The sequence below is a fragment of the Salinibius halmophilus genome (genome assembly GCF_003577475.1).
Taxonomy (GTDB): domain Bacteria; phylum Pseudomonadota; class Gammaproteobacteria; order Pseudomonadales; family Natronospirillaceae; genus Salinibius; species Salinibius halmophilus.
Genome location: NZ_QPEP01000009.1, coordinates 1 through 24418, shown reverse-complemented (window position 1 = coordinate 24418; position 24418 = coordinate 1). Strand labels below are relative to the sequence as shown.

Below are 24418 nucleotides of genomic sequence, written 5' to 3'. Positions count from 1 at the left end.
ACCTAAATAGTTGTACCGCACTAGGCAATTGCACTAGTTATGTACTAACAAGCTTCCTTAAGCATAGCTTGCAATTCCAAGACTGCTTGCTGCCAGTCTTCTGCTTTGGTAATCGCCGAGACCACTGCAACCGAGTCGATCGATGTTGATAGCACCGTCGCTAAATTGCTTAGGTTAATACCACCAATTGCCGTTAAACGGTGGCGTTTGGACAGCAAATGCACCCAGCGTTGCAAACGTTCTTCCCCTACCACAACCACTTCTTTGGTGTCTGTGGGATAAATTGCGCCAATCGCCAAATAACTTGGTTGATAGGCTCTAGCAATGCCCCATTCCAACTCACCATGGGTAGAAATGCCCAAATGAACACCAGCATCAGCTATTTGCGACAAGGTTGCCTCTTGAATGTCTTCTTGACCGAGATGCACACCATAAGCCTTGTGCTTTATCGCTAACTGCCAATAATCGTTGATGAACAAGCGTAGATCATATTGCTGCTGTATTTGCACGCAGTCGATCACTGCTTGTTCAATAACGTCTTCAGGCACATCTTTGATGCGCAGCTGTATGGTTTTTACACCAGCCTTAGCCAGCTTCGATACCCATTCAACTGAGTCAACTACAGGATATAACCCCAAAGCTTGCTCAATGCTTACAAAATTCGTGTTGGGTTTTTGCTCGCGATAGATACAGGCAAAATCATCTAGCTGGTTCGGCCAACCAATCACTTTGACTGGCAGCGACGCATGTGTGGTTTGTTTCAAACCGGAAAACAAGGCCGCGTTGGCCAAAGCGACCGCGTCTTTTAGCGGCTCACCATAGGCACAAAATGCAGCGATATAAGCAGCAAGTGTGCAGCCCGTTGCGCGAGCGGAGTTCGCGAGTTTTGGTTGCTCCAACCAGTAATGCTCGCCATCTAATAACAGCAGGTCTTTATTCACTTCTCCCGCTAGGTGGCCGGCTTTAATCAGCACACCACGTATTTTCCAGCTGCTGATTTTTTTCGCTGCCGCGAGCATATCTGCTTCGTTGGCAATAGATTGCTGAGCTAACCACTGGGCTTCATCGATGTTTGGCGTGATCAAATCACACTGCTGCGCTAGCGCAATGGCATCACCATGCTCAATCGCAGTCAGCTCACCACCAGCCGAAGCAAACAACACAGGGTCCCAGACTTTAATCGCATCGAGTTTGGCCAGTTCGGCGCGCAGCATTTTGGCTTGTGCTCGAGATGCAACTACACCTAAACGAACGGCTTTCGCATTTGCACGAGCGATCTGAGCTGCGACCTTGTGAGCAGGTATAGCAAAACTTTCAACCGCCCTATCTAGCCCCTGTGCCGTCACAGCAGTAATCGCCTGCTGATGAGCGATACCTAGTGCCTGGGCAACACGACTATCCGCCGACACACCACTGATACATTGGCTATCGGTTGCGGTAATGCTCAATAAACTCATACTGGCTCCTGATGCCAAAAGGGCATACCCACCACAGGTGTTGATGGTACGGCGACATCTGATGGGGTCATTAAACCAGCGCGATAGGCATCATTGCCGGCTTGAATGGCATTGCTGAAGGCTTTTGCCATCAACACAGGATCGCCCGCTTTGGCGACAGCAGTGTTAAGCAGTACCGCATCAAAGCCCATTTCCATCGCTTCACACGCCTGACTCGGTGCGCCAATGCCTGCATCTACAATACAAGGCACATGATGGAACTTATTACGATAGGCCGCCAAGGCACGAGGGTTAGCTAAACCACCACCCGTACCAATTGGTGCGCCCCAAGGCATAAGCGCTGGACAGCCGGCATCCAATAGCTTTTGACCCAAAATCAGATCATCGGTGCAGTAAGGCAACACATGAAAGCCTTGTTTAGTCAACTCGGTCGCCGCTTCGACCAAAGCAAAAGGATCTGGCGCCAGCGTATAATCATCGCCAATCACTTCTAGTTTGATCCACGGCGTTGCAAAAATCTCACGTGCCATTAAGGCTAGGTTGATCGCTTCTTCAGCCGAATGACAGCCAGCGGTATTTGGCAAAACAGGCTTGTTAGCCTTTTTAACCAAATCCCAAAACTGATCACCTGAGCGGTCACCCGGGTTTTGGCGGCGCAAACTCACCGTCACAAAACCAATGCCATCAACCGCTAAGGCATCCGCCAGTACCATAGGTGAACTATAACGCGCCGTACCTAGCCATAAACGACCAGGAATGTCTAAATCGAGAACCTTCACATTAACCTCCCGTCACCGGCGCCACCACATCAACCTGATCACCCGCTTTAACGGTTACTTCACCGTGCTGACTGCGAGCAACAAACTGACCATTCACAGCCACCGCAACTTTCGCTTCGCCATATCCCCATAGCGCGAGTGCTTCAACCAGTGGCACTTCGTTTTCTAATGGCTGCCACTCTCCATTTAGTGAAACTTGACTCATAATGCCTCTTTGTAAAACCAAGGTTGCTGTAGTTCGGTCACCATTGATAGCACATCTGCTATCACTGCTGGGGCTAGTAGGTAGCCGTGGCGGTATAGGCCGTTGACGGTTAGCAGGTTATCTTGTTGGCTGACGACTGGCATATTATCTGGTGTTGCTGGGCGCAGGTTGGCGTCCATTTCAACGATTCGGCCTTCGCCAAAGCCTGGATGTATGCTGTACAGCGCGCTGGCTAGCTCTAGTGTTGAACGCACGGTCATTGCGCCGCGGTCTTCACTTTCAAGCTCGGTCGCACCAATAACAAAGTGATGATTTTCGCGTGGTACCACATAAATATGGTAGCGCGGGTGCATCAATCTAAGTGGATGCTTTAACGTTACATCTGGTGCATGCACATGCATGACTTCGCCGCGTACACCACGAATACCTTTAGCCCCTTTACCACGGCAGTCGATAACTAGATCGAAGTCAGCTTGCAGGGCTTCAAGGTCATTGATTGGTGTCGACCAATGCCAGTTTACTTGGCTTAGTTTATTCGCTAACCAAGGCAACAGCTTACGGCCATTGAGCGCGGCTTCGCCTTTGGCATAAATGGCGTTGGCAAACCGATTGTTGAGTTGTGGCTCAATGTTGGCCAACTCAATGGGCGTTAATCTTTGCCAATGATCTTGGCCGACACCTTGGTATTCGGCATCACGGGTAAACTGTTGCAATAATGGCAAATCTTGACCGTGTGCCAGTATCAAACTGCCATTGGCTTGCCATTCAACTTGCTCGGCATCCTCACCTAACCACTGCTGCCACAGGGTTAAACTACGTTCACCCAAATCAAACAGTTTTTTGCCGCCGACGGCGACTTCTGACAGTGGCGAGACCATGCCAGCTGCGGTAAATGCTGCTGCTGTATTGGCTTGTTCACTGTCCTTTTCAAATACTGACACCACAGCGCCAGCCTCTGAAAGTCGCCAAGCAAAGAGCCGGCCTAAAAGGCCAGCTCCAATAATGGCAACCGTTGAGCCATTAAGCTTCATGGTAGATCTCACTACCTGTCTCTTTAAACTCTTGCGACTTCTCTTTCATCGCTTCTTGACGCGCCGCTTCTTCACGGATGTCTTCAGTGATCTTCATCGAACAGAATTTAGGACCACACATTGAGCAGAAGTGCGCTGTTTTCGCACCATCTTGTGGCAAGGTGGCATCGTGGAATGAACGAGCCGTCTCTGGATCCAACGATAGGTTGAACTGATCTTCCCAACGGAATTCAAAACGAGCTTTTGATAGTGCATCGTCACGAATTTTTGCGGCTGGGTGACCTTTCGCCAAGTCAGCTGCGTGGGCTGCAATCTTGTAGGCCATCAAACCTTGTTTCACGTCTTCGCGATCAGGTAGACCCAGGTGCTCTTTTGGCGTTACGTAGCAAAGCATCGCACAGCCATACCAACCGATTTGCGCCGCACCAATGCCAGAAGCAAAGTGGTCGTAACCAGGTGAAATATCAGTGATTAATGGGCCCAAGGTGTAGAAAGGCGCTTCATGGCAATGCTTAAGCTGCTCTTCCATGTTCTCTTTGATCTTGTGCATTGGCACATGCCCTGGGCCTTCGATGATCACCTGTACGTCGTGCTTCCAAGCGATCTTGGTTAACTCACCTAGCGTGCGAAGTTCAGCAAACTGTGCTTCGTCGTTGGCATCTTGAATACAACCAGGGCGCAGGCCATCACCTAGTGAAATGGTCACATCGTACTGCGCCAAGATTTCACAGATTTCTTCGAAGTGAGTGTATAAGAAGCTTTCTTCGTGGTGCGCCAAACACCATTTCGCCATGATTGAACCACCACGCGATACAATACCGGTCAGGCGCTTGGCCGTCATAGGAACGTAGCGTAGCAATACACCGGCGTGAATAGTGAAGTAGTCAACGCCCTGCTCGGCTTGCTCGATTAGCGTATCGCGGAACAGCTCCCACGTTAGATCTTCTGGCACACCGTCTACTTTTTCTAGTGCTTGGTAAATAGGTACAGTACCGATTGGCACTGGACTGTTGCGCATAATCCATTCGCGAGTTTCGTGAATGTCTTTACCTGTCGACAGGTCCATCACTGTGTCGGCACCCCAGCGTGTTGACCACACTAGTTTTTCAACTTCTTCTTCAATGCTTGACGTTACCGCCGAGTTACCGATGTTGGCGTTTACCTTCACGCGGAAGTTACGGCCAATGATCATTGGTTCGGTTTCTGGGTGGTTGATGTTGTTTGGAATCACCGCGCGGCCTTCGGCCACTTCTTGGCGCACAAACTCAGGCGTGATGAAATCTGGCAAGTTGGCACCAAATGGCTCGCCCATGCCGTTTTGTTTACGTGCTTCAACCAGCTCTTGGCTTAGTGCTAGGTTTTCGCGGATGGCGATGTATTCCATCTCAGGCGTGATGATGCCTTTTTTGGCATAGTGCATCTGAGTAACGTTTTTACCCGGCTTAGCACGCAATGGCTTGTGGTAGTGGTTAAAACGCTTGTTTTCAGTCGTTAGGTTCACCGCACGCTGGCGCGAATAAATACTGGTGAAGTCTTCTAGCTCTTCAACGTCATCGCGCGCTTCAATCCAAGCTTGGCGCATACGTTCGATACCATCACGAACGTCTAGCGCTTTGTTTTCGTCGGTCCACACACCGCCGCAGTCATAAATGCGGACCGGTGGGTTTTCTTCAGTCGAGCCGTCAGCCAAACGCGTTGGCGTTAGCTCAACTTCACGCATACCCACTTTTACATCTGGCGTTGGGCCATCAACATAAATTTTCTTTGAGCCAGGAATAGCTCGCGCGCGCAGCGAATCGACTTGCTGCTGATCATCAAAAGTTTTTTTCATTGTGCTCTCCAAACGGGAGCGCGTGTTTCTATTCGCAACCAATAGCCGATACCCGAGGTGGTGCGGCAATCATTTCTTCGGCACGCAGCAAGTACATCCCTGTATGCTCGACACCTGCGTCCTGCAGGTGACGGCCTCGAAACGATCACCACACCACCTCGATTAAAAAGCGGCTGTATTGCGAATAGAAAAATCGGCAGCTCCGTTCTTTCTCCGCTTATAAGTTTGGAGAACAAGAGACAGGGCTTGGGCGCAGGAATGCGCAAGCAGACGAATACACGACAGGTCTCTTGTTCCCTACGCAGGTCTTAGCCTGATCAGGTTCAACGGGTCCCTTATGTGTGCCGGAAAACGCCCTTTTTTAACATTGGCGCTTTCGATCAATCACACATCTTTGGTCTCAACTCACATTTACAGTGAGTTCCCCGACAAGATTTCGCTGCCTATGGTACCGATTGGTTCACAGGGCGCAATAATAGTTTTACTTTTCTGCTGTTACACACTTGTAACCTTGGTGTGTTTCTCAGACACTAGCGAGCAACACTACTTTGGTAGTGATTCCCCAAGATTTGATACGGTCTCTCTCCAATCACCGATCGAATTTTTTTTGCCGGCTGTTCGAATGAACCGCCGGCTTTTCTTTGCTCGCTCACTACACAAAAAAAACATTTTCAAAACCTACCTAACAATCTCTCTATCCCAGTAACCATGCGGGGTTTAACTGATTTTCTTACATACAGCCAAGCATGTGTGCATAGATCACAGACTAAAACCAAGAAGACGTCAAGACTGTTGAGGCTAACATGCAAAACGGAAAGGCATATAAAAATGAAAAAACTACTAGCCTTGGCGATTGCGACCATGCCCTTAGCGGCATGTCAGATCAACATTTCGCCAATAGAACAACCTCAGGTAGAACCAACACCAGACGTACAAGCCAAGCCGGCTCCTATGGTGGTAGGCCAAACAGTTGAAGCTGATATCGCGCTAAGCCTAAACGGCAAAGTAAGCGAAGGTGCGACACCAGAGTCGCTATCAATTGAACGGCCCGAGATCATTATTGCGGAACCAGGTGCAAGTTATTTGCGAGTTCACTTCAATGAGCTAAGTATTCCACAAGGCATGGCACTTGAAGTTCGTGCTAACGATGAAATTCGCAACGAGCACGGTGAAGTGGTTGGTCAAACGGTCGTGCAATACGATCACACCGCCAGTTTGAATGAGCAGGGTCGATTTGCGACAACAATTTTCTTTGCCGATCAACTTACACTGCGTTTAGTGGGTGAGTCTAGCCAAGCGGCAAGAGTGAATGTTGCAGCCTATGATTTTGGCTACCCAAACCCGGATAGCGAAGATTTTGCGGTCATTAACCCGCTTAAAACTGTTGGCGGCCCTGATTATCAGCATGCTTACACTTATGCTAATGCGGCTAGTGGTACGCGTGAAAACCAAGCCTACACGCATCGTACACCAGTTGGTAAGTTGTACATGAATAACTCGGTTTGTACGGCGTGGAAAGTTGGCGGTGGTGAGTACTTCATGACCAACAACCACTGTATTGCCAACCAATCAGAAGCAAACGGCTCTGAGATTGTGTTTAACTACGAGCGCAATGCAACGGGTCCACAAGTACGCCTAGCGGTTGACCAGGTGATCGCTACAAATGATCCATTGGACTTCACGCTCTTCACAGTGAAGAACCTAAATGCGGCGAAGCCGTTTGGTCATTTTGGTTTAGATGCGAACCGCCCTGCCAATGGTAGCGAGCTGTATATTGTGCACCACCCTCGAGGCTGGCAGAAACATATCAGCTTATTCGACGATCAGTACAACGGTGCTTGCCGCGTCAAAGACAACAATGTTTATGGCTCTGACTACTATCGCACCACCGACATTTCGTACAGCTGTGACACGGAAGGCGGCTCTTCTGGTTCACCGGTTATCAATGCAGCTAATAACCGGGTTATCGCGTTGCACCACCTAGGTGGCTCATCAGCAAACAAGGGCGCGCGTATTGAAGAAATTTGGAAAGAAATTTCGGGTTACTTTAATGGTCAGTTACCAACAACGAATGTGAGTGGTGGTTCAAGCACGCCTAGCAACCAAGCACCAACCGCGTCATTCTCTAGCTCAGCGCAAGCGCTAACAGTAAGCTTTAATAACGCCTCACGTGATGCTGATGGCACCATCACCACCTACAACTGGCAGTTTGGCGATGGCAGCACATCTAGCGCGGCTAGCCCAAGCCATACCTATGTTGCAGGGGGGACTTACACAGTTAGCCTAACGGTTACTGATGACGATGGCGCATCGGACACTACGACTAAGCGTGTAACAGTGAATGAACCAGTAAGCAGTGTGACGCCAATTCAGAATGGCAGCACGGTAACCGGCTTATCGGGTACACGAAGCACAAATAGCGGCATTTACGAACTAGTCGTGCCAGCGAACGCTTCGAACTTAAGCATACGCATTGCAGGTGGCACAGGTGACGCCGACTTGTACGTTAAACAAGACAGCACACCTACCACAGCAAGCTGGGATTGCCGACCATATGTGAATGGCAACAGCGAAGTGTGTGAATTTGCTAGCCCACAAGCAGGTAGCTACAACATTATGTTGCGCGGCTACACTGACTTCAGTGGCGTGAGCTTGTCAGTGAGCTATGATGCCGGCAACACAACGCCGACACCTACGCCAATTGTAACGCCGATCACCTCGCCGATCGTTACACCTGGTGATTGTCCAAGTGCCAGTGCATGGAGCAGCAGCTCGATCTACACGCAAGGTAATCACGTGTCTTACAACGGTGTGGTGTATACGGCCAAGTGGTGGACTCGTGGTGATACGCCAGGCTCTACAGACCCATGGTATGTATGGACGAAGCACAGCTGTAATTAATAGCGGCACATCATAATGTAACAACACCCGCGCCAATACTGTTAAACCGCAGTATTGGCGTCTTGCGGGTGTTTTTTAATAAATAGGCATTACCGTTGCCGAGCCAACAGCGGAGCTATTGATCATCGGCTCGCCACTATAATAGACCTTTGCCGACCCAACAGCGGATACGTCTAACAGCGAGTATTCACCAATCTCCACTCGACCAGAGCCGACCACATCCAAATCAGCCTCACTACCTTGCAAGCGAGGCGCGTACAAACGGCCTGAGCCTTTTATTTCTAACTCAACGTTCTGGGCACTGCCATCGGCATAAATTCGACCAGAGCCAGAAATATCAATGTCTAATTGCTCAACCGACAACCCCAGTTGCGCAGTGCTGGAACCAGAAATATCAAGCTCGAACGATGGCTGCGCAATATCGTCAGCAACCAAATCTGCCGAGCCAGAAATTTCTACCGACTTCACATTGTGATTTAGCGCGTAGGTTAGCGGCGTGTTTTGCACCCAGGTATTTGGAAAGCGATTTTTAGGTTTAATAATAAGGCGGTTACCTTTGCGTTCAATATGCAAGCGTTCAACTAGGTTGTCGTCACCAGAGATGAGCAGCGTGCTCGATTGCGAGTCGTTTGGCTGAAGTGTCAGCTCACCTATGCCACTAATTTCTATGTGTTCTATGCCAGCTGACGACATACTGACTTCGACTTCAGTGCCACTACCGTGCACAACGGCATTACTCACACAGCCGCTAAGTGCGATAATAGGTACTGCCAAGATAAGGCGTTTCATGGTTAGCTTCCTTGAGTTGTGTGTTGGACAGGCCAGTAACAGCAAATGCCGTGCCACCCTCTAACCCAAGCAAAACTGTTGTAATAGGCAAAAAAATAGCCCAATTGACGAATCAACGGGCTATTTTTAGTTAGCTTAACTAAAGCTTACAGCGCTAGCGTTTTTTCGCCTCGAGCAATACCCGACACACCAGAACGCACCACTTCCATAATGGTAGCAATCGAGATTGCCTCAATGAATGCAGTCAACTTATCGCCCGTACCGGTTAGCTGGATGGTATAAGTCGATGGCGTTACATCAATGATCTGGCCTCGGAAGATATCAGCAGTGCGCTTCACTTCTTCGCGGGTTGCACCCGTGGCACGCACCTTGATCATCATGATTTCGCGCTCAATATGATTGCCTTCCGTCAGATCAATCACCTTAACCACTTCAACCAGCTTATTGAGCTGCTTGGTAATTTGCTCAATCACCCGATCTTCACCAATAGTGGTCAGCGTTAAGCGAGACAATGTTTGATCATCAGTTGGTGCAACCGACAAAGACTCAATGTTGTAACCACGTTGAGCAAATAGGCCAGTTACTCGCGCCAGCGCACCTGCTTCGTTTTCCATTAGTACTGAAATAATCCGACGCATTATGTACGCTCCGTTTTGCTCAAGAACATGTCATTCATTGCACCCATAGGCACCTGCATTGGATAAACGTGCTCTTTTGGCTCTACCAATACATCAATGAATACCAAGCGATCTTTATAAGAGAATGCTTCAGCCAGCTTCTCTTCTAACTCTTCTGGCTTAGTAATGCGGATACCAATGTGGCCATAGGCTTCAGCAAGTGCAATGAAGTCTGGCAAGCTATCCATGTAAGACTGTGAGTAACGTGACTCATAGTTCATGTCTTGCCACTGTTTCACCATGCCTAGGTAACCATTGTTCAGGTTAAGAATTTTCACACCCAGACCATATTGCGAACAAGTTGACAGCTCTTGAATATTCATTTGAATAGAGCCTTCACCGGTTACACAAATAACTTCTTCCTCTGGGAAGTTGAGCTTAACCCCCATTGCTGCTGGCAAACCAAAACCCATTGTGCCCAATCCACCTGAGTTGATCCAACGGTTTGGCTTGTTGAACTTGTAATATTGCGCTGCAAACATCTGGTGCTGACCAACATCACTGGTAACAAAAGCATCACCCTTGGTTTGCCGCCACGCCGCTTCGATAACCTGCTGCGGCTTCAGCTTTTCACTGTCGTCTTTACGGTAGCGACCACCATGCTTTTGACGCCACTCGTCAATCTGCTTCCACCATAAAGCCAAAGCCTCTTGGTCTATTTTGCTGGCACTCTTCTCAACGATTTCAATCATCTCGGTCAGTACAGACTTACATGGACCAACGATTGGAATATGAGCAGACACAGTTTTAGAAATGGACGCCGGATCAATATCAATGTGAACAATGGTGGCGTTCGGGCAGAACTTCTTCACATTGTTGGTTACGCGGTCATCAAAGCGTGCGCCAACGGCTAAAATCACATCAGCATTGTGCATGGTTTGGTTAGCTTCGTAGCTGCCGTGCATACCTAACATGCCAACAAATTGTTTGTCGGTACCAGGGAAAGCGCCTAAGCCCATCAAGGTGTTGGTAACGGGACAACCAAGTGTGCGAGCAAGTTTGGTTAACTCTTCTGACGCATGATCACTGATAACACCACCACCGGCGTAGATGATTGGTCGACGCGCGGCAAGCAAGGCTTTAGCAGCCTTTTTAATTTGCCCTGTATGGCCTTTTTGCACCGGATTGTATGAGCGCATGCTCACATCTTTCGGGAACACATAAGGGAATTTTTCGTTCGGCGCCGTCATATCTTTTGGAATATCAACAACAACCGGGCCCGGACGACCACTTTCAGCAATATAGAAAGCCCGAGCCACAGCCATCGGAATGTCTTCTGCTCGGCGCACTGACATATTGTGTTTCACGATTGGGCGCGAGATCCCCATCATATCGGTTTCTTGGAACGCATCCTCACCGATTAGGTGACTCATCACCTGACCCGTGATAACAACCATAGGAATGGAGTCCATAAACGCAGTCGCGATACCCGTTACGGCGTTCGTTGCGCCCGGGCCAGATGTCACCAGTACAACACCAGCTTTGCCCGTCGCACGTGCATAAGCGTCGGCCATGTGTGTAGCCGCCTGCTCGTGGCGAACAAGTACGTGTTTAACTTTGTCTTGTTTGTGGATGGCATCATAGATGTGCAGTACTGCACCACCTGGATAACCATAAACATATTCGGTTCCGTGCTCAGCAATCGCTCGAATGAGCATTTCGCCGCCGGATAGCATTTCTGGGGTGTTCGCCGTCATGGCAATGTCTACCTCTATTAGAGTTATAGATTAAACACCACCAGGTCCGCGCCTTTAACAGGGAGGAAACTAAGTCAGAGTGCCAGCGCAGTACAGATAAGTACTTCGCGACCGAGCAACGGTAATTACTCGGTGCTGACCTAGCTCACTGGAGGTAACCAGTGCCTAGGTGGCTTAACTTTATTAAGCCACCATAGTTTAATCGGCTTTTTGGCTAGGTCGCAAGTTAAATTGTTGCTTTTTTACCCACCCATATAAATCGACAAAGGCAGCATAAAAAAGCCTAGAACCAGCGTCCAAATCACGCTTTCTAGCCAGCCAACCTTGGCAACATAGCGCCACAACATAGCTAAGAGCACTAATACCCAAATCATAAAGACAGAGAACAAGCCCAAAATGCCCGCCAAAATGCCTTCAGGTAGATAATTACTAAAAGTTAAGGGCTGTAGTTCATTGGCTAAAATGTAGCCATCGGATAACAATGCATTAAGCGCAAACCAAATTGCCTGTAGCACCATCGGCGTCATAACAAAACCAATCATGCAAAACCATTGCAAATAGGTTGGTTTGTTGATGCGCTTAGCGCGCAATAACCGGGCTTTAAACGCTGTCGCCACAATCATCATCCAAGTGCTCCACGCTAGCGCGATCATCACCCAGCCTGCTTGGTAGTTTGCTTTAAAAGCCTCGTATGGACGGGTAATAATTTCTCGGTCAACCTCTTCAAAAATATAGTCCTGAAGCTCTTGGGTTTGCTCTGCAGGCGCCAGTTCAGACAGGCTTAGTTCAAACTGGATATCGCGGTAAGTAGGACTAATTTGATCGGGTAGCAAATCTGGCAATACGGAATGGTAAAAAATGTAGTCAACATCTGCTTGCTTATAAAAAACACTCTGCGCCAGTGCGATAGCACCCAACACGATGATGATGGCCCCCCAACCAAGATTCGCCTTGTCTTTTATGCGTGTCATTGTACTTTTTGGCGAGCGCAACATACGAAGCATGGTACGTAACACATCAACAAAATACTTAAACAGCGCGTTGGCGGTGTTGTATGCAGCAGTTGCTAAGTAACTAATCCAGCGGTTCAAGGCGTTCTTCTCCTATTGGTTCTGCACATATGCTAACACTTTGATACCACCGAATCATGATTGATGCTTTGATCTGAGTGTTTCCTTCGGTAACATTGACCAATCATTGAGCGGATACCAACATGAATACCAAAAGCTTATTTATTGCAATCTTGGTACTAGTTATCGCAATTTTGCCGCCAAACTGGCAAACATGGACCGAACAAGCACTAAATCACCCTTACGCGTTACATGCGGTATGGTTGATAGTGCTTGCCGTATCACCGTTCGTTATTCATAAGGCGTACGATGAACATTAATCCGTTGTGGCTATTGCTGCTAGGCGGCAGCTATTTACTTGTTCTGTTTGCTGTTGCTTACTCGGCTGATCGCTTCAGTGCGCTTAAAAAACTGTCCAACAAACCCAGCATTTTCGTTTTATCGCTCGGTGTTTATTGTAGTGGCTGGGCGTTTTATGGGTCGATAGGGTTTGCCTTTGAGGCCGGCCTTACTTACCTCACCTACTATGTTGGTTTTACCCTTGCCGCCTTGTTTGCTGGCATATTGCTGTACCCCATTTTACGCATTGTAAGAAACAAGCAACTATCATCGCTAGCTGATGTCATGGCTTACCGCTATCACAGCAAGGCCGCGGGGCTCGCCACCACCATTGCATTACTGCTGGCAACTCTGCCATTGATGGTGCTGCAAATTCAAGCTGTCACCGCTTCCATTACCCTACTGGGCTCGCCACCTCCTACTTTAGGCGACCCAACACCAGGTATTAGCGCCACCGATACCGCATTTATTTATTGCTTTGTGCTGATCATTTTCACCATGCTCTTTGGCGCCCGCAACTCGCACCCGAATGAGCAAAATGATGGCTTGCGCCTTGCGTTGGCAACCGAGGCGGTATTTAAGTTAGTGGCGTTTGTAGCGGTAGGGATTTACGCCGTTTGGCAGGTATTTGGTGGCATTGCACCAATGAATGAATGGCTTGCCAACAATCCTAGGTCAACGGCGGCGCTATATGACAGCATGTCGCCGTTGACATGGCTGGCGATGCTGGCAATGTTTGCGCTGTCGCCGCTGCTGATGCCATATGTGTTTTTAACCATGTTTAAAGGTCAACACGGGGCTGCTCACATCCGCAAGGCGGCGGTTTGGTTTCCGGTTTACTTGTTGATAATGAGTTTGCCGGTACTGCCTATTTTATGGGCAGGCATAGCCCAAACGCATCCAAGTTTTCCAGAGCAGTTTCCTATTGGCATTGGCATTGCCAATAACGACAAATGGCTGGGCATCTTGGCATACCTTGGTGGCTTATCGGCAGCATCCGGAGCGCTAATTACCCTTACCCTGTCGTTGACCTCTATGGTAATGAATCACTTGGTACTGCCATATTATCGTCCACATGATCGAGTTGATATTCATGCTTTGCTGCTTTGGCAACGCCGCTGGATTTTATTTGCCATCATTACTCTGGCCTATATTTTTTATGTAGCGCTACAACAAATTCATCCACTAACGCGGTTAGGGCTTGTAAGCTTTGTTGGCGTAATACAACTATTGCCAGGCCTAATTGGCTTACTGCTGTGGCCACAAGCAAGTTCAAGAGCCTTTGTTATTGGGTTAGCCGTCGGCTTAGGTACCTGGTTCGTAACCCTACTCGTGCCACTTTGGACCGACGCCCGGTTGCTTATTTTTAACTCGATAAGCTATATGAACGCAGGGTTTAGTGATGAAGGTAGATTTTGGTTAGCAGGCTTTGCTACAGCCGCTAACTTAATCACTTTTATCGCCATTTCAGTTTTTCGTCCAGCGAATGACGCCGAACAAGCGGCAGCTGAAAACTGTGTGATCAACACGCCAGTTAGGCCCCGCAAGCGCACATTATCGGTAGATAGCATTGATGAAATGGAAGACTTGCTTGCTAAACCACTTGGGCAAGTAGTCGCTGAGCGTGAAGTCAGCAAAGCCTTGCGAGACTTAGGCTTTAAGCGAACAGAGTTTAGGCCGTTTGCACTGCGCAAAGTGCGCGAGCGTATTGAAGCCAACCTGTCTGGTTTACTTGGGCCATCTGCGGCACGTATCCTCATCGACAAGCACCTGCCTTGGCAGGCGATTGACCAAGGGGCTGCCGACTTAAACCAGTTTGAACAGGAATTAGAAGGGCTACATGATCGTTTAACAGGCATGGCCGCCGAACTTGATTTATTGCGCCGCCATCATAAAGAAACCTTGCTAAGCATGCCAATAGGGGTTTGCTCGTTAAACGATGATGGCGAGATTGTTTTGTGGAACCCAGAGCTGGCAAGTATTACAGGTTTAGCTATTGATGATGCTTTAGGCCACGAGGTGGAAGACCTACCAGAGCCATGGCAAAGTGTGATTAGCGAGTTTCTCGATAGCAATGAACAGGCAAGTTACCGCAAGCGCCTTGAGGTGAACAAGTCACCGCGTTGGTTAAACTTGCAGAAAGCGGCGGTGCTAAGCCACCGAGCCGGCACCCGTGGTACAATCATCCTAATCGAAGACCAAACAGAGTTTCGTGTATTAGAAAACCAACTAATGCACAGTGAAAGACTTGCAAGCATTGGCAGCCTCGCGGCGGGTGTGGCGCACGAAATTGGTAACCCTGTGACCAATATCGACTGCTTAGCGCAAGACATGAAATACGCGCAAGACATGCAAGAGGTGCAAGAGGTTTCTGGGCAAATTATTGACCAGACACGCCGCATTAGCCGTATTATGCAGTCGCTTACTAACTTTGCCCACGCAGGGCAAGAGCAACATGGTAGCGGCTCAGAAGACTACAGCATACGAAAACTGATCGAGGAAGCCATTCATCTCGTGACGTTGTCGAAACAACGAAACAATGTATTATTCATCAACCGCTGTGAGGACTCACTACTAATTCGCTGCGAGCCACAACGGTTATCACAGGTTTTCATTAACCTACTAAACAACGCTGCCGACGCCAGTCCTAATGGTGGTGATGTCGTCATCAGCAGCCAACAAGAAGAACACTCCGTCATTGTCACGGTCGAAGACCAAGGAACCGGGATTCCGGGAGAGGTGATAGATCGTATCTTTGACCCATTTTTCACCACTAAAGAGGTTGGTAAAGGCACGGGTTTGGGCCTGTTTTTAACCTTTGCCATCATTGAAGAACACTATGGCCAAATCAGTGTGGATAGCCCAGCGAACCCGCTTTCTAAGCGGGGAACCAAGTTCACCATAAGGCTGCCTGGCGCACTGAAGCGGGAGAGTATTGAATGAGTACGCAACGAGTTGCGGTGATTGAAGATGAAGACATCATCCGCGCAGCATTAAAGCGCTTGCTAACAAGGAACGGGTTTGAGGTGGACGAGGCGGCTTCCATCGAGCAGGCAAAAGCATTGGACCTTGCTGGTTATAATCTAATCGTTAGTGATTTGCGACTGCCAGGCGGTGAGGGTACAGACCTGATTAGCCAAGCAGGCGATGTACCGGTTCTGATTATGACGAGCTACGCCTCGATGCGCTCGGCTGTGGAAGCGATGAAAAAAGGCGCAGCGGAGTATATTGCCAAGCCGTTTGACCATGAAGAAATGCTTAAAACCGTTAAGCGGCTAATCAAACAGCAGCCAACTGTGCGTGCCGCAGCCCCACAAGCAACTGCTTCCCCAGCAACAGACTCGGTTGAGCTTGACGAAAGTCCGCTTGGTCAACTGGTTGGCAGCTGCCAACCAATGCAGAGGCTCTACAAACGCTTGCGCAAAGTGGCTCCGGCGGATGTGACAGTATTAGTGCAAGGAGAGTCCGGTACCGGCAAGGAGTTAGTTGCGAAAGCTATCCATGAACTTAGTGCTAGAAACTCTGCCGAAATCGTCTCGGTTAACTGTGCAGCAATTCCTGAAAGCTTGATTGAAGCTGAGCTATTTGGTTATGAAAAAGGCGCCTTTACCGGTGCCAACACCACCAGAACAGGCTTAGTTGAAGCGGCTGAAGGTGGCACCTTGTTTCTCGATGAAATTGGTGAACTACCACTAGAAGCACAAGCGCGATTGCTGCGAGTGCTGCAAGAACGAGAGGTTAGACGGGTCGGTTCTGTTTCGGCTAGACAAGTGGACATCCGCTTGGTTGCTGCCACCCACAGAAACCTTCGCCAATTGGTCGACGAAGGTCGTTTTCGTGAAGACTTGTATTACCGTCTACAAGTGATAGAAATCGCGCTACCACCGTTGCGTGAACGAGATCGAGATGTGTTAGAGATTGCTGAGCATCTACTTAAAAAACATTGCTTGCGCTTAGGCGAAGACGAAGTTCAGTTTGACCAAAGCGCCCGTGATATGATGCTAGCCTATCAATGGCCAGGTAATGTTCGTGAGTTGGAAAATGCGATTCAACGGGCGCTGATTCTTGCCGAAGATGGTTTTATTTCAGCCGACTTGCTAGGCATTCAACACGCTAGTGAGCAAGTTGCAGTACCGCAGAGCACCAGCGAAGCAGCGGTTGATGAAAAAGACTTAAGTTTGAGCGACTATTTCACTCAGTTTGTACTGGCACATCAAAATGAGCTCAGTGAAACAGAGCTCGCTAAACGCTTGGGCATTTCTCGTAAGTGCTTGTGGGAGCGCCGCAACCGTTACGGCATACCAAGACCAAAGAAGAAAGCACAATAACTATAAATCCTAGGTTGCAAGCAATAGGTTACTGACGAATCGGTTAGGGTTGGTTACACTTGCGACGAATTTTAGCAAGGCAGGCAAAATGGCAAAGTCCTTGATTAACAAAATCTTTGGTCTGGTGAAAAAATCACCTGAGCAAAAATTAATCACAATCGGGCCTAATAAACACGGCATTCAAACTAAGGATGTAGCACTCAACGCACGCAAGGTACTCTCGCGCCTGCAAGATGGTGGTTATGACGCGTATTTAGTTGGGGGTGGCGTTCGCGACACCATGCTTGGTCTACACCCTAAAGACTTTGACGTTGCAACCAATGCAACGCCCGAGCAAGTGAAGTCTTTGTTTCGCAACTCCCGCATCATTGGTCGCCGCTTTCGTTTGGTGCATGTGCGCTTTGGTCGCGAAATCATTGAAGTGGCAACCTTTCGTGGTAGCCATGATGCAGATTCGATCACCAGTGACGATGGCATGCTGTTGCGCGACAATGTTTGGGGCAGTATGGAAGATGACGCATTTCGGCGTGACTTTACCATTAATGCCTTGTACTACAGCTTAAAAACTAATGAAGTAACGGCCATTGACGGTGCGCTAAACGACATGAAGCAGCGAGTGGTGCGCATCATCGGCGACCCCGAAACGCGTTATCGCGAGGATCCGGTTCGCATGCTTCGAGCCGTGCGATTTGCTGGCAAGCTCGGTTTTACCATTGATGGTCCAACTCAAGCGCCTTTTGAATCACTCGCTAACCTACTGCAAGGCGTACCGGCAGCTAGGATGTTTGACGAAGTCATTAAGCTGCTTATGTCGGGTCAGGGTGTCAAAACTTACCAGATGCTGGTTGATTATGGCCTAATACAGCCCATCTTCCCGCATACGTATCAAGCGATCGCTGACGACGAAAGTGGCACATTTGCACGCTTAATCGAGCAGGCCATCGCCAATACAGATGAGCGTATTGCACAAAACAAACCTGTGACACCAGCGTTTTTGTATGCTGCCTTGTTGTGGCCTGCAGTATCAGTTAATGCTGCAGCGATTCGAGCCAATGGCACACCAGAAGTGCCTGCGCTACACCAAGCTGCCCAGCAAGCGCAAGCGGAGCAATCAGCATTTGTATCCATCCCTAAGCGCTTTGGCATTCCAATGCGTGAAATATGGGATATGCAGCCAAGACTCGTTCGACGTGGTGGCAAGCGAGCAGAACAACTCGTTGAACACCCAAGGTTCAGAGCAGCCTACGACTTTTTAGTGCTGCGTGAGTCAGCAGGCGAAGAAACCAAGGGTCTAGGTGAATGGTGGACGTCTTATCAACAGGGTACACCCGAGTTGCGTGAAAAAATGCGTAATACACAGCCGCGCAAACCACGCCGTCGTAAGCGTCGGAAAACACCGCCTAAAAGCGCATGACAAGCAAGGTTTACATAGGATTGGGTAGCAATTTAAGCGAACCGCTGATGCAAGTTAAAACAGCAGTAGAGCAAATTGCTACACTCCCCGAAACCGTATTGGTGGCAACGTCTAGTTGGTATCGAAGCAAACCTGTTGGTCCACAAGATCAACCCGACTTCGTAAATGGCGTAGCTGAAATCGACACGACACTTGGCCCAATGGCGTTGCTAGATGCTCTGCAAGAGCTTGAACAAAAGCATGGTCGACAACGACTACGTCATTGGGGTGAGCGCACGCTCGATCTAGACATTATTGTCTACGGGGAGCTCAGCACCACCCTTCCCCGTTTGCTACTCCCACACCCGTTTGCTTACCAACGCGGCTTCGTTCTGCAACCGCTAGCAGAGCTAGCACCTGAGTTGCAGTTGTCCGGCAAGTCAGTATCTAGCTGGCTAGCCGCAGTTGACACAAGCGATTTGCGCCAAATAGGCGCATAGGTAGAGGACACTATGGCAGTCAACCTGCATAAATTGAAAGAGCGCATTGCTGAAGGCGAGCGTTTCACTTGCTTAACCGCCTATGATTCAACATTCGCCGATCTTGTTTCTAGTAATGGTGTGGACATCATATTAGTCGGCGACAGTCTCGGCATGGTGGTACAAGGCAAAGAGAGCACCTTGCCGGTAACCATGCAAGACATGTGCTACCACACACAAGCTGTTGCCAATGGCAATCAAGGCGCACTAGTCATGGCCGACATGCCATTTATGAGCTACCAAGATGAGGCCACTGCGCTAATTAACGCCGGTAAGCTAATGCAAGCTGGCGCTAACCTTGTCAAACTAGAAGGTGGTGCTTGGTTAGCCGATACCGTTACTCAGTTACGTCGCAATGGTGTACCTAGCTGCGTACATATGGGCTTAACACCACAATCGGTAAACGTGTTTGGTGGATTTAGGGTTCAAGGTAGGCAGCGCGATGCCGCCGAAAGAATGATTTCCGATGCCCACACTGTAGCTGAAGCAGGGGCAGATATTTTACTGCTCGAGTGCGTGCCAAGCGCACTGGCGAAACGTATTGTGGAGGAAGTCAACCTACCGGTTATTGGCATTGGCGCTGGTACGGCAACCCAGGGGCAAGTGCTAGTCAGCTATGACATGCTCGGCCTTGGTAGCCATCGCAAGCCTAAGTTTGTCAAAGACTTCATGGCTGAATGCGATACGCCAGCACAAGCGATTCAGAAGTTCGTTAGCGACGTTAAAAATGGCAGCTTCCCAGCTGCAGAGCACGAGTTCTCTTAATGCAAACCATTGAAACCATTAGCCGCCTGCGGGCGGCGCTTAAAGCTCATAAAGCTAAGGGCAAAACAATTGCCTTTGTGCCGACAATGGGTAACCTACACGAGGGACACCTTACCCTCATCGATACCGCCCGCATCAGGGCCGACATCGTAGTTAGTTCAATCTTTGTCAACCCAACCCAGTTTGGCGAAAACGAAGACTTCGATAAGTACCCACGCACCCTACAGGCCGATCAAGACAAGCTTGTTGCTAGGGGCTGCCATTATCTATTCACCCCATCTGTTGATGAGATGTACCCAAACGGCAATACGCTCAGCGTGCACATCAATTCTGAGATCACTGAACTTCACTGTGGTGCAAGCCGGCCGGGGCATTTTGCCGGCGTAGCGACAGTCGTCAGCAAGCTGCTCAATATTGTTCAGCCTGATGTGGCAATCTTTGGTCAAAAAGATTATCAACAACTCGCTGTCATTCGACAAATGACCGCCGACTTATTTTTACCAGTGCAAATTTTAGGTGTTGAAACCAGTCGCGAAAGCAATGGTTTAGCTCGCTCAAGCCGAAATCAGTATTTAACCGAGCAACAGCACGAAACTGCTCCTCTATTGCACGACACCCTCAAAAAACTTGCCCATGCCCTGAGTAAAGGCGCAGATGAAGGGAAGGCTATTGCCGCGGCAAAAGCGACACTCTCTGCAGCTGGTTTTGTGATTGATTACCTTAATGTTGTTGACCAGACCACCCTGCAACCAAGTGACCATTCAGCACAAGTCATACTAGCAGCAGCGCTTTTAGGCGATACACGCCTGATTGATAATCTTGAGTTTTTCCGACCGTAAAGTCTAATTAGGCGTCACATACTTGACGCCTTTTTTCTACTCGTAACAGTAGAGAAAAGACAATAATGACTCACTTCTCATTTCAAAAATCTTTCTTTTTCACTCGTTGAACACTGATACATTTGTGTATTTAATGCGCACAACTCAATTTTCTTACAGTGTTACATATGACTAAATTCATCTATTTAATTGTTGAAATGAGCAAATGGCATGAATTTGCTGCTTCGGGGAAACCGGTGTCAAAAGATCTAGGTAGTTTTTGTTATAGCTACCAAGTCATGCGTATATTAAACAAGGTTTCTGGGCCGAGCGTTCTAGTCCAGCTAGATTATGCTGTCATCACAAATTCGTTAAGCAAAACATATTGCGAATCGGGAGAAGAGTACCCACTACCCACTCGTAATATACCGCGTGCTGCAGTAAGCAACTTTGCACCAATAAAACGCAACGCCGGCCTGTCCAACTTGCCAAACTTCTACAAATCTGCAATAAGGCAAGAAGTTACTCGCCTACATATTTACCGGTCAGCCGAGACCACCTGGCACAAACAAGGCCGCCTGCTAGGGCGTGGTGATGCGCATTTACTCGACTCAGCAGAACTACAAGTAAGTCGTGCTGCCCGCCGCTTGGCTAACCTTGACATTGCTGCTGCGGTAGCGAGCACATCTGGCCGTGCAATCGAAACGAGGAACTTGCTGACAAGCAAACTGAAACCAGTTCAGAGTTTGATCAGCCCAGGCTTGATGGAGATACACCTTGGTGATGTTGAGGGGCTAACACTTGAAGAAGCAAAGCGCATTCAACCAATCGCAATGTTTCAATACGCTAACAGACCAGATGTTTTTCGTGCGCCTGGCGGTGAGTCATTTAGTGAGGTACAAAAACGGGCTGTTAGTGCCGTTCAAAAACTCGTGCGCGACTTCCATGGCCGCGAAGTATTGGTTGTTAGTCATAAGGGTGTATTGGCAGCACTTGCGTGCCATGTTCAAAATCGTTCGTTAAAACACGCCTGGCAGATTTGCCAGCATAAGAATCTAGATCACCTAACAGTGGCGTTTAAAGGCAGTCACATGTGGATCGAGGAAGGCCTCACAGAAGAAAAGCACCAACGGCATATGGATAACTTTTTTGGTGGATTCCCAGATAGAGATGCTGCGTGGGCCTAGTCCAGCCCACGCATAACTGTTGGTACTACTGAACTTGACGGAACGCAGCCACAGCGGCTTTCGTAGAAGGATCTAACTCGGCTTCATTGCCTTCTAATGCCTTGAAAATTTCATCGCCCATCACTTTACCTAGCTCAACGCCCCATTGATCGAACGCGTTAATATCCCAAATAGCGGATTGAACAAAAATTCGATGTTCATAATAGGCCACCAAAGCGCCAAGCACTTTTGGTGTTAAGCGCTCGAAACTAATCAATGACGACGGACGATTTCCAGGGATGACCTTGTGCGGCACTAGTGCCTCCACCTCTTCCGCTGCAAGACCCTTAGCCGTCAACTCTTGTCGAACTTGCTCTTCATCGCGTCCTAATAACATCGCCTGCGCCTGTGCCAGGCAGTTGGCCACTAACCATTGATGTTGTTTGTCTATATCGTTGTGACTCTTCCAAGCAACGATAAAATCGGTAGGGATTAAGCGGGTACCCTGGTGTAAAAGCTGATGATAGGCATGTTGTCCGTTCGTTCCAACACCACCCCAAATGACCGACCCCGTATCAAAGGTAACTGGGTGACCCGATAGGGTTGACGACTTGCCGTTGGATTCCATATCGACTTGCTGTAAATGATTCGGCAAATCTTTTAATCGTTCATCGTAGGTAAGCACCGCATGTGCCCCAGCCCCATGAACATTTTGATACCATACGCCTAGAAGAGCTGATAACACGGGTACATTTTCGGCCAGCGGTGCACTAGCAAAATGATCATCCATTTCATAAGCACCAGCAAGCAGTTGTTCAAATACGTCCATACCGAGGTAAAGCGCCTGAGGTAAGCCAATTGCGCTCCACAGAGAGTAGCGCCCACCTACCCAGTCCCACATTGGGAACAGATTTTCTTTTGCTATACCAAATGCCGTTGCTTTCTCGATAGCAGTTGTCACGGCAATGAAGTGCTTGGCAACCGCCTCATCATTGCCGCCATTATCGATAAACCAACGACGACATGCCTTTGCATTTTCGAGTGTTTCTAACGTTGAAAATGATTTTGAGCAAATCACGAATAAGGTAGTTTCAGGATCTAATGTTTTCAGCACATCCGTCGCATCACTCGGGTCAATATTGGCAATATAACGAATCTCAAACCCGTCTTTGGCATAAGGCGCTAAGGCGTCTGATACAACCTTAGGGCCTAAATAGGAGCCACCAATGCCAATGTTTACAATGGTGCGCAGTGGCTTACCTGTATGGCCAACAAACACATTCTCGTGCACCGATTTAACGAACGAACGCATTTGTGCAAGGGTGTCTGCGATCACCTCAGATACTTGCTCACCGTTAACAGTGATATCTAGCTTTTCTTTACTGCGAAGCGCTGTATGTAGCGCCGGACGTTTTTCTGTTGGGTTGACCTGCTCACCAGATAATAGTGCCTTTATTTTGCTTGTTACGCCTTGCGACTCGGCAAGCGCGACAAGTTCAGTATGCACGTCAGCATCAATCCAGTGTTTGCTAAAGTCAAAATTGATATCCGCTACTTGAAAGCTATATCGCTCAACTCGATTGGGATCCTGAGAAAACAGTGATTTAAGTGCACCAGGCTTTGTATAGCGATCTTTATGAGAAGAAAGGCGAGCAAACGCAGCAGACCGAGTGAATCCCATGCCAAATTCCTTGAAAATACAAAAGTTCACTCAACATTAAAGCAAAGATACGTAAAGATGCCAGCCCAATAAGGTTGATTTAGCGCAGTGGTCAACATTTTTTCGCTAGATAAGATTTACAAGAAAAATGCAGAGCAACAAACGTAAAAAAACCAGCAAAATGCTGGCTTTCTACCCAATCATCCATATCGGTAAGCGTCCTAGCAGCGCCTTCGTGGCATCCACCCTGCGGGTCCTAGCAGTTCCTTTCCCTATTTAATCCTTAAACTCTGCTATCCAGCAGACAATCATCCTTGCTTTCCTATATTCCTTTGCGAACCATCCAGTTCGATCATTTCCCTGTGTCATCATCCTGTCGACGTGAGTAACTATAGTCGGATTGCTGGTGTCGGCGTTAGAGACATTAGCTCGGATGTTTGTAGGAGATTTGCCATAGATGGTGTGAGATTTTTTGTTTGGGTGATTTTTTTGGTTGGGTGTAGGTTTTACAAACCGTAGGTTTGGGAAAAAAGTCTCTGCGTCACACCCGAGTGTTTTTATCGGGTGTCTAGTTTGTTGTTTCAACTTAGCGTCACACCCGAGTGCTTTTATCGGGTGTCTAGTTTGTTGTTTCAACTTAGCGTCACACCCGAGTGCTTTTATCGGGTGTCTAGTTTGTTGTTTCAACTTAGCGTCACACCCGAGTGCTTTTATCGGGTGTCTAGTTTTCTGTTTTGAATGTGGTGACTAGATTCCCGCCTACGCGGGAATGACTGTTGCCCGGCGCAAACCCACGCGCCGTGCAACCTACAGAAACGAAAAAACCCCAGCACATTGTGCTGGGGTTCTTCGTATTAGGCGCTTGACGATGACCTACTCTCGCATGGGCAAGCCACACTACCATCGGCGATGCATCGTTTCACTACTGAGTTCGGAATGGGGTCAGGTGGTTCCAATGCTCTATTGTCGTCAA

19 protein-coding genes, 1 rRNA gene and 1 riboswitch are annotated in these 24418 nt (G+C 48.6%); of the genes, 9 read left to right on the top strand and 11 right to left on the bottom strand.

The window, feature by feature from the left end; genetic code table 11:
• Window positions 1–44: 44 nt before the first annotated feature.
• Genes thiE through thiC form a run of 5 tightly spaced genes read right to left on the bottom strand, consistent with a single transcriptional unit; the run spans window position 45 to window position 5303 of the window.
• Window positions 45–1457, bottom strand: a complete 1413-nt coding sequence (gene thiE / locus DUW71_RS11065; RefSeq protein WP_119395329.1) for a thiamine phosphate synthase — start codon at window positions 1455–1457, stop codon at window positions 45–47.
• The gene (locus tag DUW71_RS11060; RefSeq protein ID WP_119395328.1) at window positions 1454–2236 is read right to left on the bottom strand and encodes a thiazole synthase; all 783 of its coding nucleotides are present in this window, start codon (window positions 2234–2236) and stop codon (window positions 1454–1456) included. Before DUW71_RS11060 ends, thiE begins: the two co-directional genes overlap by 4 nt.
• Window position 2237: 1 nt before the next feature.
• Complete coding sequence (gene thiS / locus DUW71_RS11055; protein ID WP_119395327.1) at window positions 2238–2441, bottom strand: sulfur carrier protein ThiS; 204 nt, start codon at window positions 2439–2441, stop codon at window positions 2238–2240.
• Window positions 2438–3472 (bottom strand): FAD-dependent oxidoreductase, encoded by a 1035-nt coding sequence (locus tag DUW71_RS11050; RefSeq protein ID WP_119395326.1) that lies wholly within the window; start codon window positions 3470–3472, stop codon window positions 2438–2440. The genes thiS and DUW71_RS11050 overlap by 4 nt, the downstream gene beginning before the upstream one ends.
• Entirely contained in the window at window positions 3462–5303 is a 1842-nt protein-coding gene (gene thiC / locus DUW71_RS11045; protein ID WP_119395325.1) for a phosphomethylpyrimidine synthase ThiC, read from the bottom strand. Before thiC ends, DUW71_RS11050 begins: the two co-directional genes overlap by 11 nt.
• 277 nt (window positions 5304–5580) lie before the next feature.
• Window positions 5581–5741: riboswitch (TPP riboswitch) on the bottom strand.
• Window positions 5742–6131: 390 nt separating this feature from the next.
• Here thiC and DUW71_RS11040 point away from each other — a divergent pair.
• A complete protein-coding gene (locus tag DUW71_RS11040; RefSeq protein ID WP_158584014.1) occupies window positions 6132–8204 on the top strand; it encodes a PKD domain-containing protein in 2073 nt (690 codons plus the stop codon).
• Window positions 8205–8279: 75 nt separating this feature from the next.
• On the opposite strand, the gene DUW71_RS11035 is transcribed toward DUW71_RS11040, so the two are convergent.
• From DUW71_RS11035 to DUW71_RS11020, 4 genes are all read right to left on the bottom strand, one after another.
• Window positions 8280–8993 (bottom strand): head GIN domain-containing protein, encoded by a 714-nt coding sequence (locus DUW71_RS11035; RefSeq protein WP_119395323.1) that lies wholly within the window; start codon window positions 8991–8993, stop codon window positions 8280–8282.
• Window positions 8994–9139: 146 nt separating this feature from the next.
• A complete protein-coding gene (ilvN, locus tag DUW71_RS11030) occupies window positions 9140–9631 on the bottom strand; it encodes an acetolactate synthase small subunit (protein WP_119395322.1) in 492 nt (163 codons plus the stop codon).
• The gene (locus DUW71_RS11025; protein ID WP_119395321.1) at window positions 9631–11367 is read right to left on the bottom strand and encodes an acetolactate synthase 3 large subunit; all 1737 of its coding nucleotides are present in this window, start codon (window positions 11365–11367) and stop codon (window positions 9631–9633) included. Before DUW71_RS11025 ends, ilvN begins: the two co-directional genes overlap by 1 nt.
• Before the next feature lie 242 nt (window positions 11368–11609).
• On the bottom strand, window positions 11610–12458 hold the full coding sequence (locus DUW71_RS11020) for a YIP1 family protein (RefSeq protein WP_119395320.1): 849 nt from the start codon (window positions 12456–12458) through the stop codon (window positions 11610–11612).
• A gap of 122 nt (window positions 12459–12580) precedes the next feature.
• Here DUW71_RS11020 and DUW71_RS17580 point away from each other — a divergent pair, with 122 nt between their 5' ends.
• The 8 genes from DUW71_RS17580 to DUW71_RS10985 all read left to right on the top strand — a co-directional run bounded on the left by DUW71_RS17580 (window position 12581) and on the right by DUW71_RS10985 (window position 21806).
• Window positions 12581–12757: a hypothetical protein gene (locus DUW71_RS17580; RefSeq protein ID WP_158584012.1), complete on the top strand. Its 177-nt coding sequence runs from the start codon at window positions 12581–12583 to the stop codon at window positions 12755–12757.
• Entirely contained in the window at window positions 12747–15719 is a 2973-nt protein-coding gene (locus tag DUW71_RS11015) for a sensor histidine kinase (RefSeq protein WP_119395319.1), read from the top strand. The genes DUW71_RS17580 and DUW71_RS11015 overlap by 11 nt, the downstream gene beginning before the upstream one ends.
• On the top strand, window positions 15716–17104 hold the full coding sequence (locus tag DUW71_RS11010) for a sigma-54-dependent transcriptional regulator (RefSeq protein ID WP_119395318.1): 1389 nt from the start codon (window positions 15716–15718) through the stop codon (window positions 17102–17104). The genes DUW71_RS11015 and DUW71_RS11010 overlap by 4 nt, the downstream gene beginning before the upstream one ends.
• Window positions 17105–17192: 88 nt before the next feature.
• On the top strand, window positions 17193–18518 hold the full coding sequence (gene pcnB, locus DUW71_RS11005; RefSeq protein ID WP_119395317.1) for a polynucleotide adenylyltransferase PcnB: 1326 nt from the start codon (window positions 17193–17195) through the stop codon (window positions 18516–18518).
• The gene (folK, locus tag DUW71_RS11000; protein ID WP_119395316.1) at window positions 18515–18997 is read left to right on the top strand and encodes a 2-amino-4-hydroxy-6-hydroxymethyldihydropteridine diphosphokinase; all 483 of its coding nucleotides are present in this window, start codon (window positions 18515–18517) and stop codon (window positions 18995–18997) included. Before pcnB ends, folK begins: the two co-directional genes overlap by 4 nt.
• A 12-nt stretch (window positions 18998–19009) precedes the next feature.
• Window positions 19010–19801 carry a 3-methyl-2-oxobutanoate hydroxymethyltransferase gene (panB, locus tag DUW71_RS10995; protein ID WP_119395315.1) on the top strand — a complete coding sequence of 264 codons (792 nt, stop codon included), beginning with the start codon at window positions 19010–19012 and terminating at the stop codon, window positions 19799–19801.
• Entirely contained in the window at window positions 19801–20640 is an 840-nt protein-coding gene (panC, locus tag DUW71_RS10990; protein ID WP_119395314.1) for a pantoate--beta-alanine ligase, read from the top strand. Before panB ends, panC begins: the two co-directional genes overlap by 1 nt.
• Before the next feature lie 167 nt (window positions 20641–20807).
• Window positions 20808–21806: a histidine phosphatase family protein gene (locus tag DUW71_RS10985; protein WP_119395313.1), complete on the top strand. Its 999-nt coding sequence runs from the start codon at window positions 20808–20810 to the stop codon at window positions 21804–21806.
• A gap of 25 nt (window positions 21807–21831) precedes the next feature.
• Here DUW71_RS10985 and pgi read toward each other — a convergent pair whose 3' ends face one another.
• The gene (gene pgi / locus DUW71_RS10980) at window positions 21832–23466 is read right to left on the bottom strand and encodes a glucose-6-phosphate isomerase (RefSeq protein WP_119395312.1); all 1635 of its coding nucleotides are present in this window, start codon (window positions 23464–23466) and stop codon (window positions 21832–21834) included.
• A gap of 839 nt (window positions 23467–24305) precedes the next feature.
• Window positions 24306–24418, bottom strand: a 5S ribosomal RNA gene (gene rrf, locus DUW71_RS10970).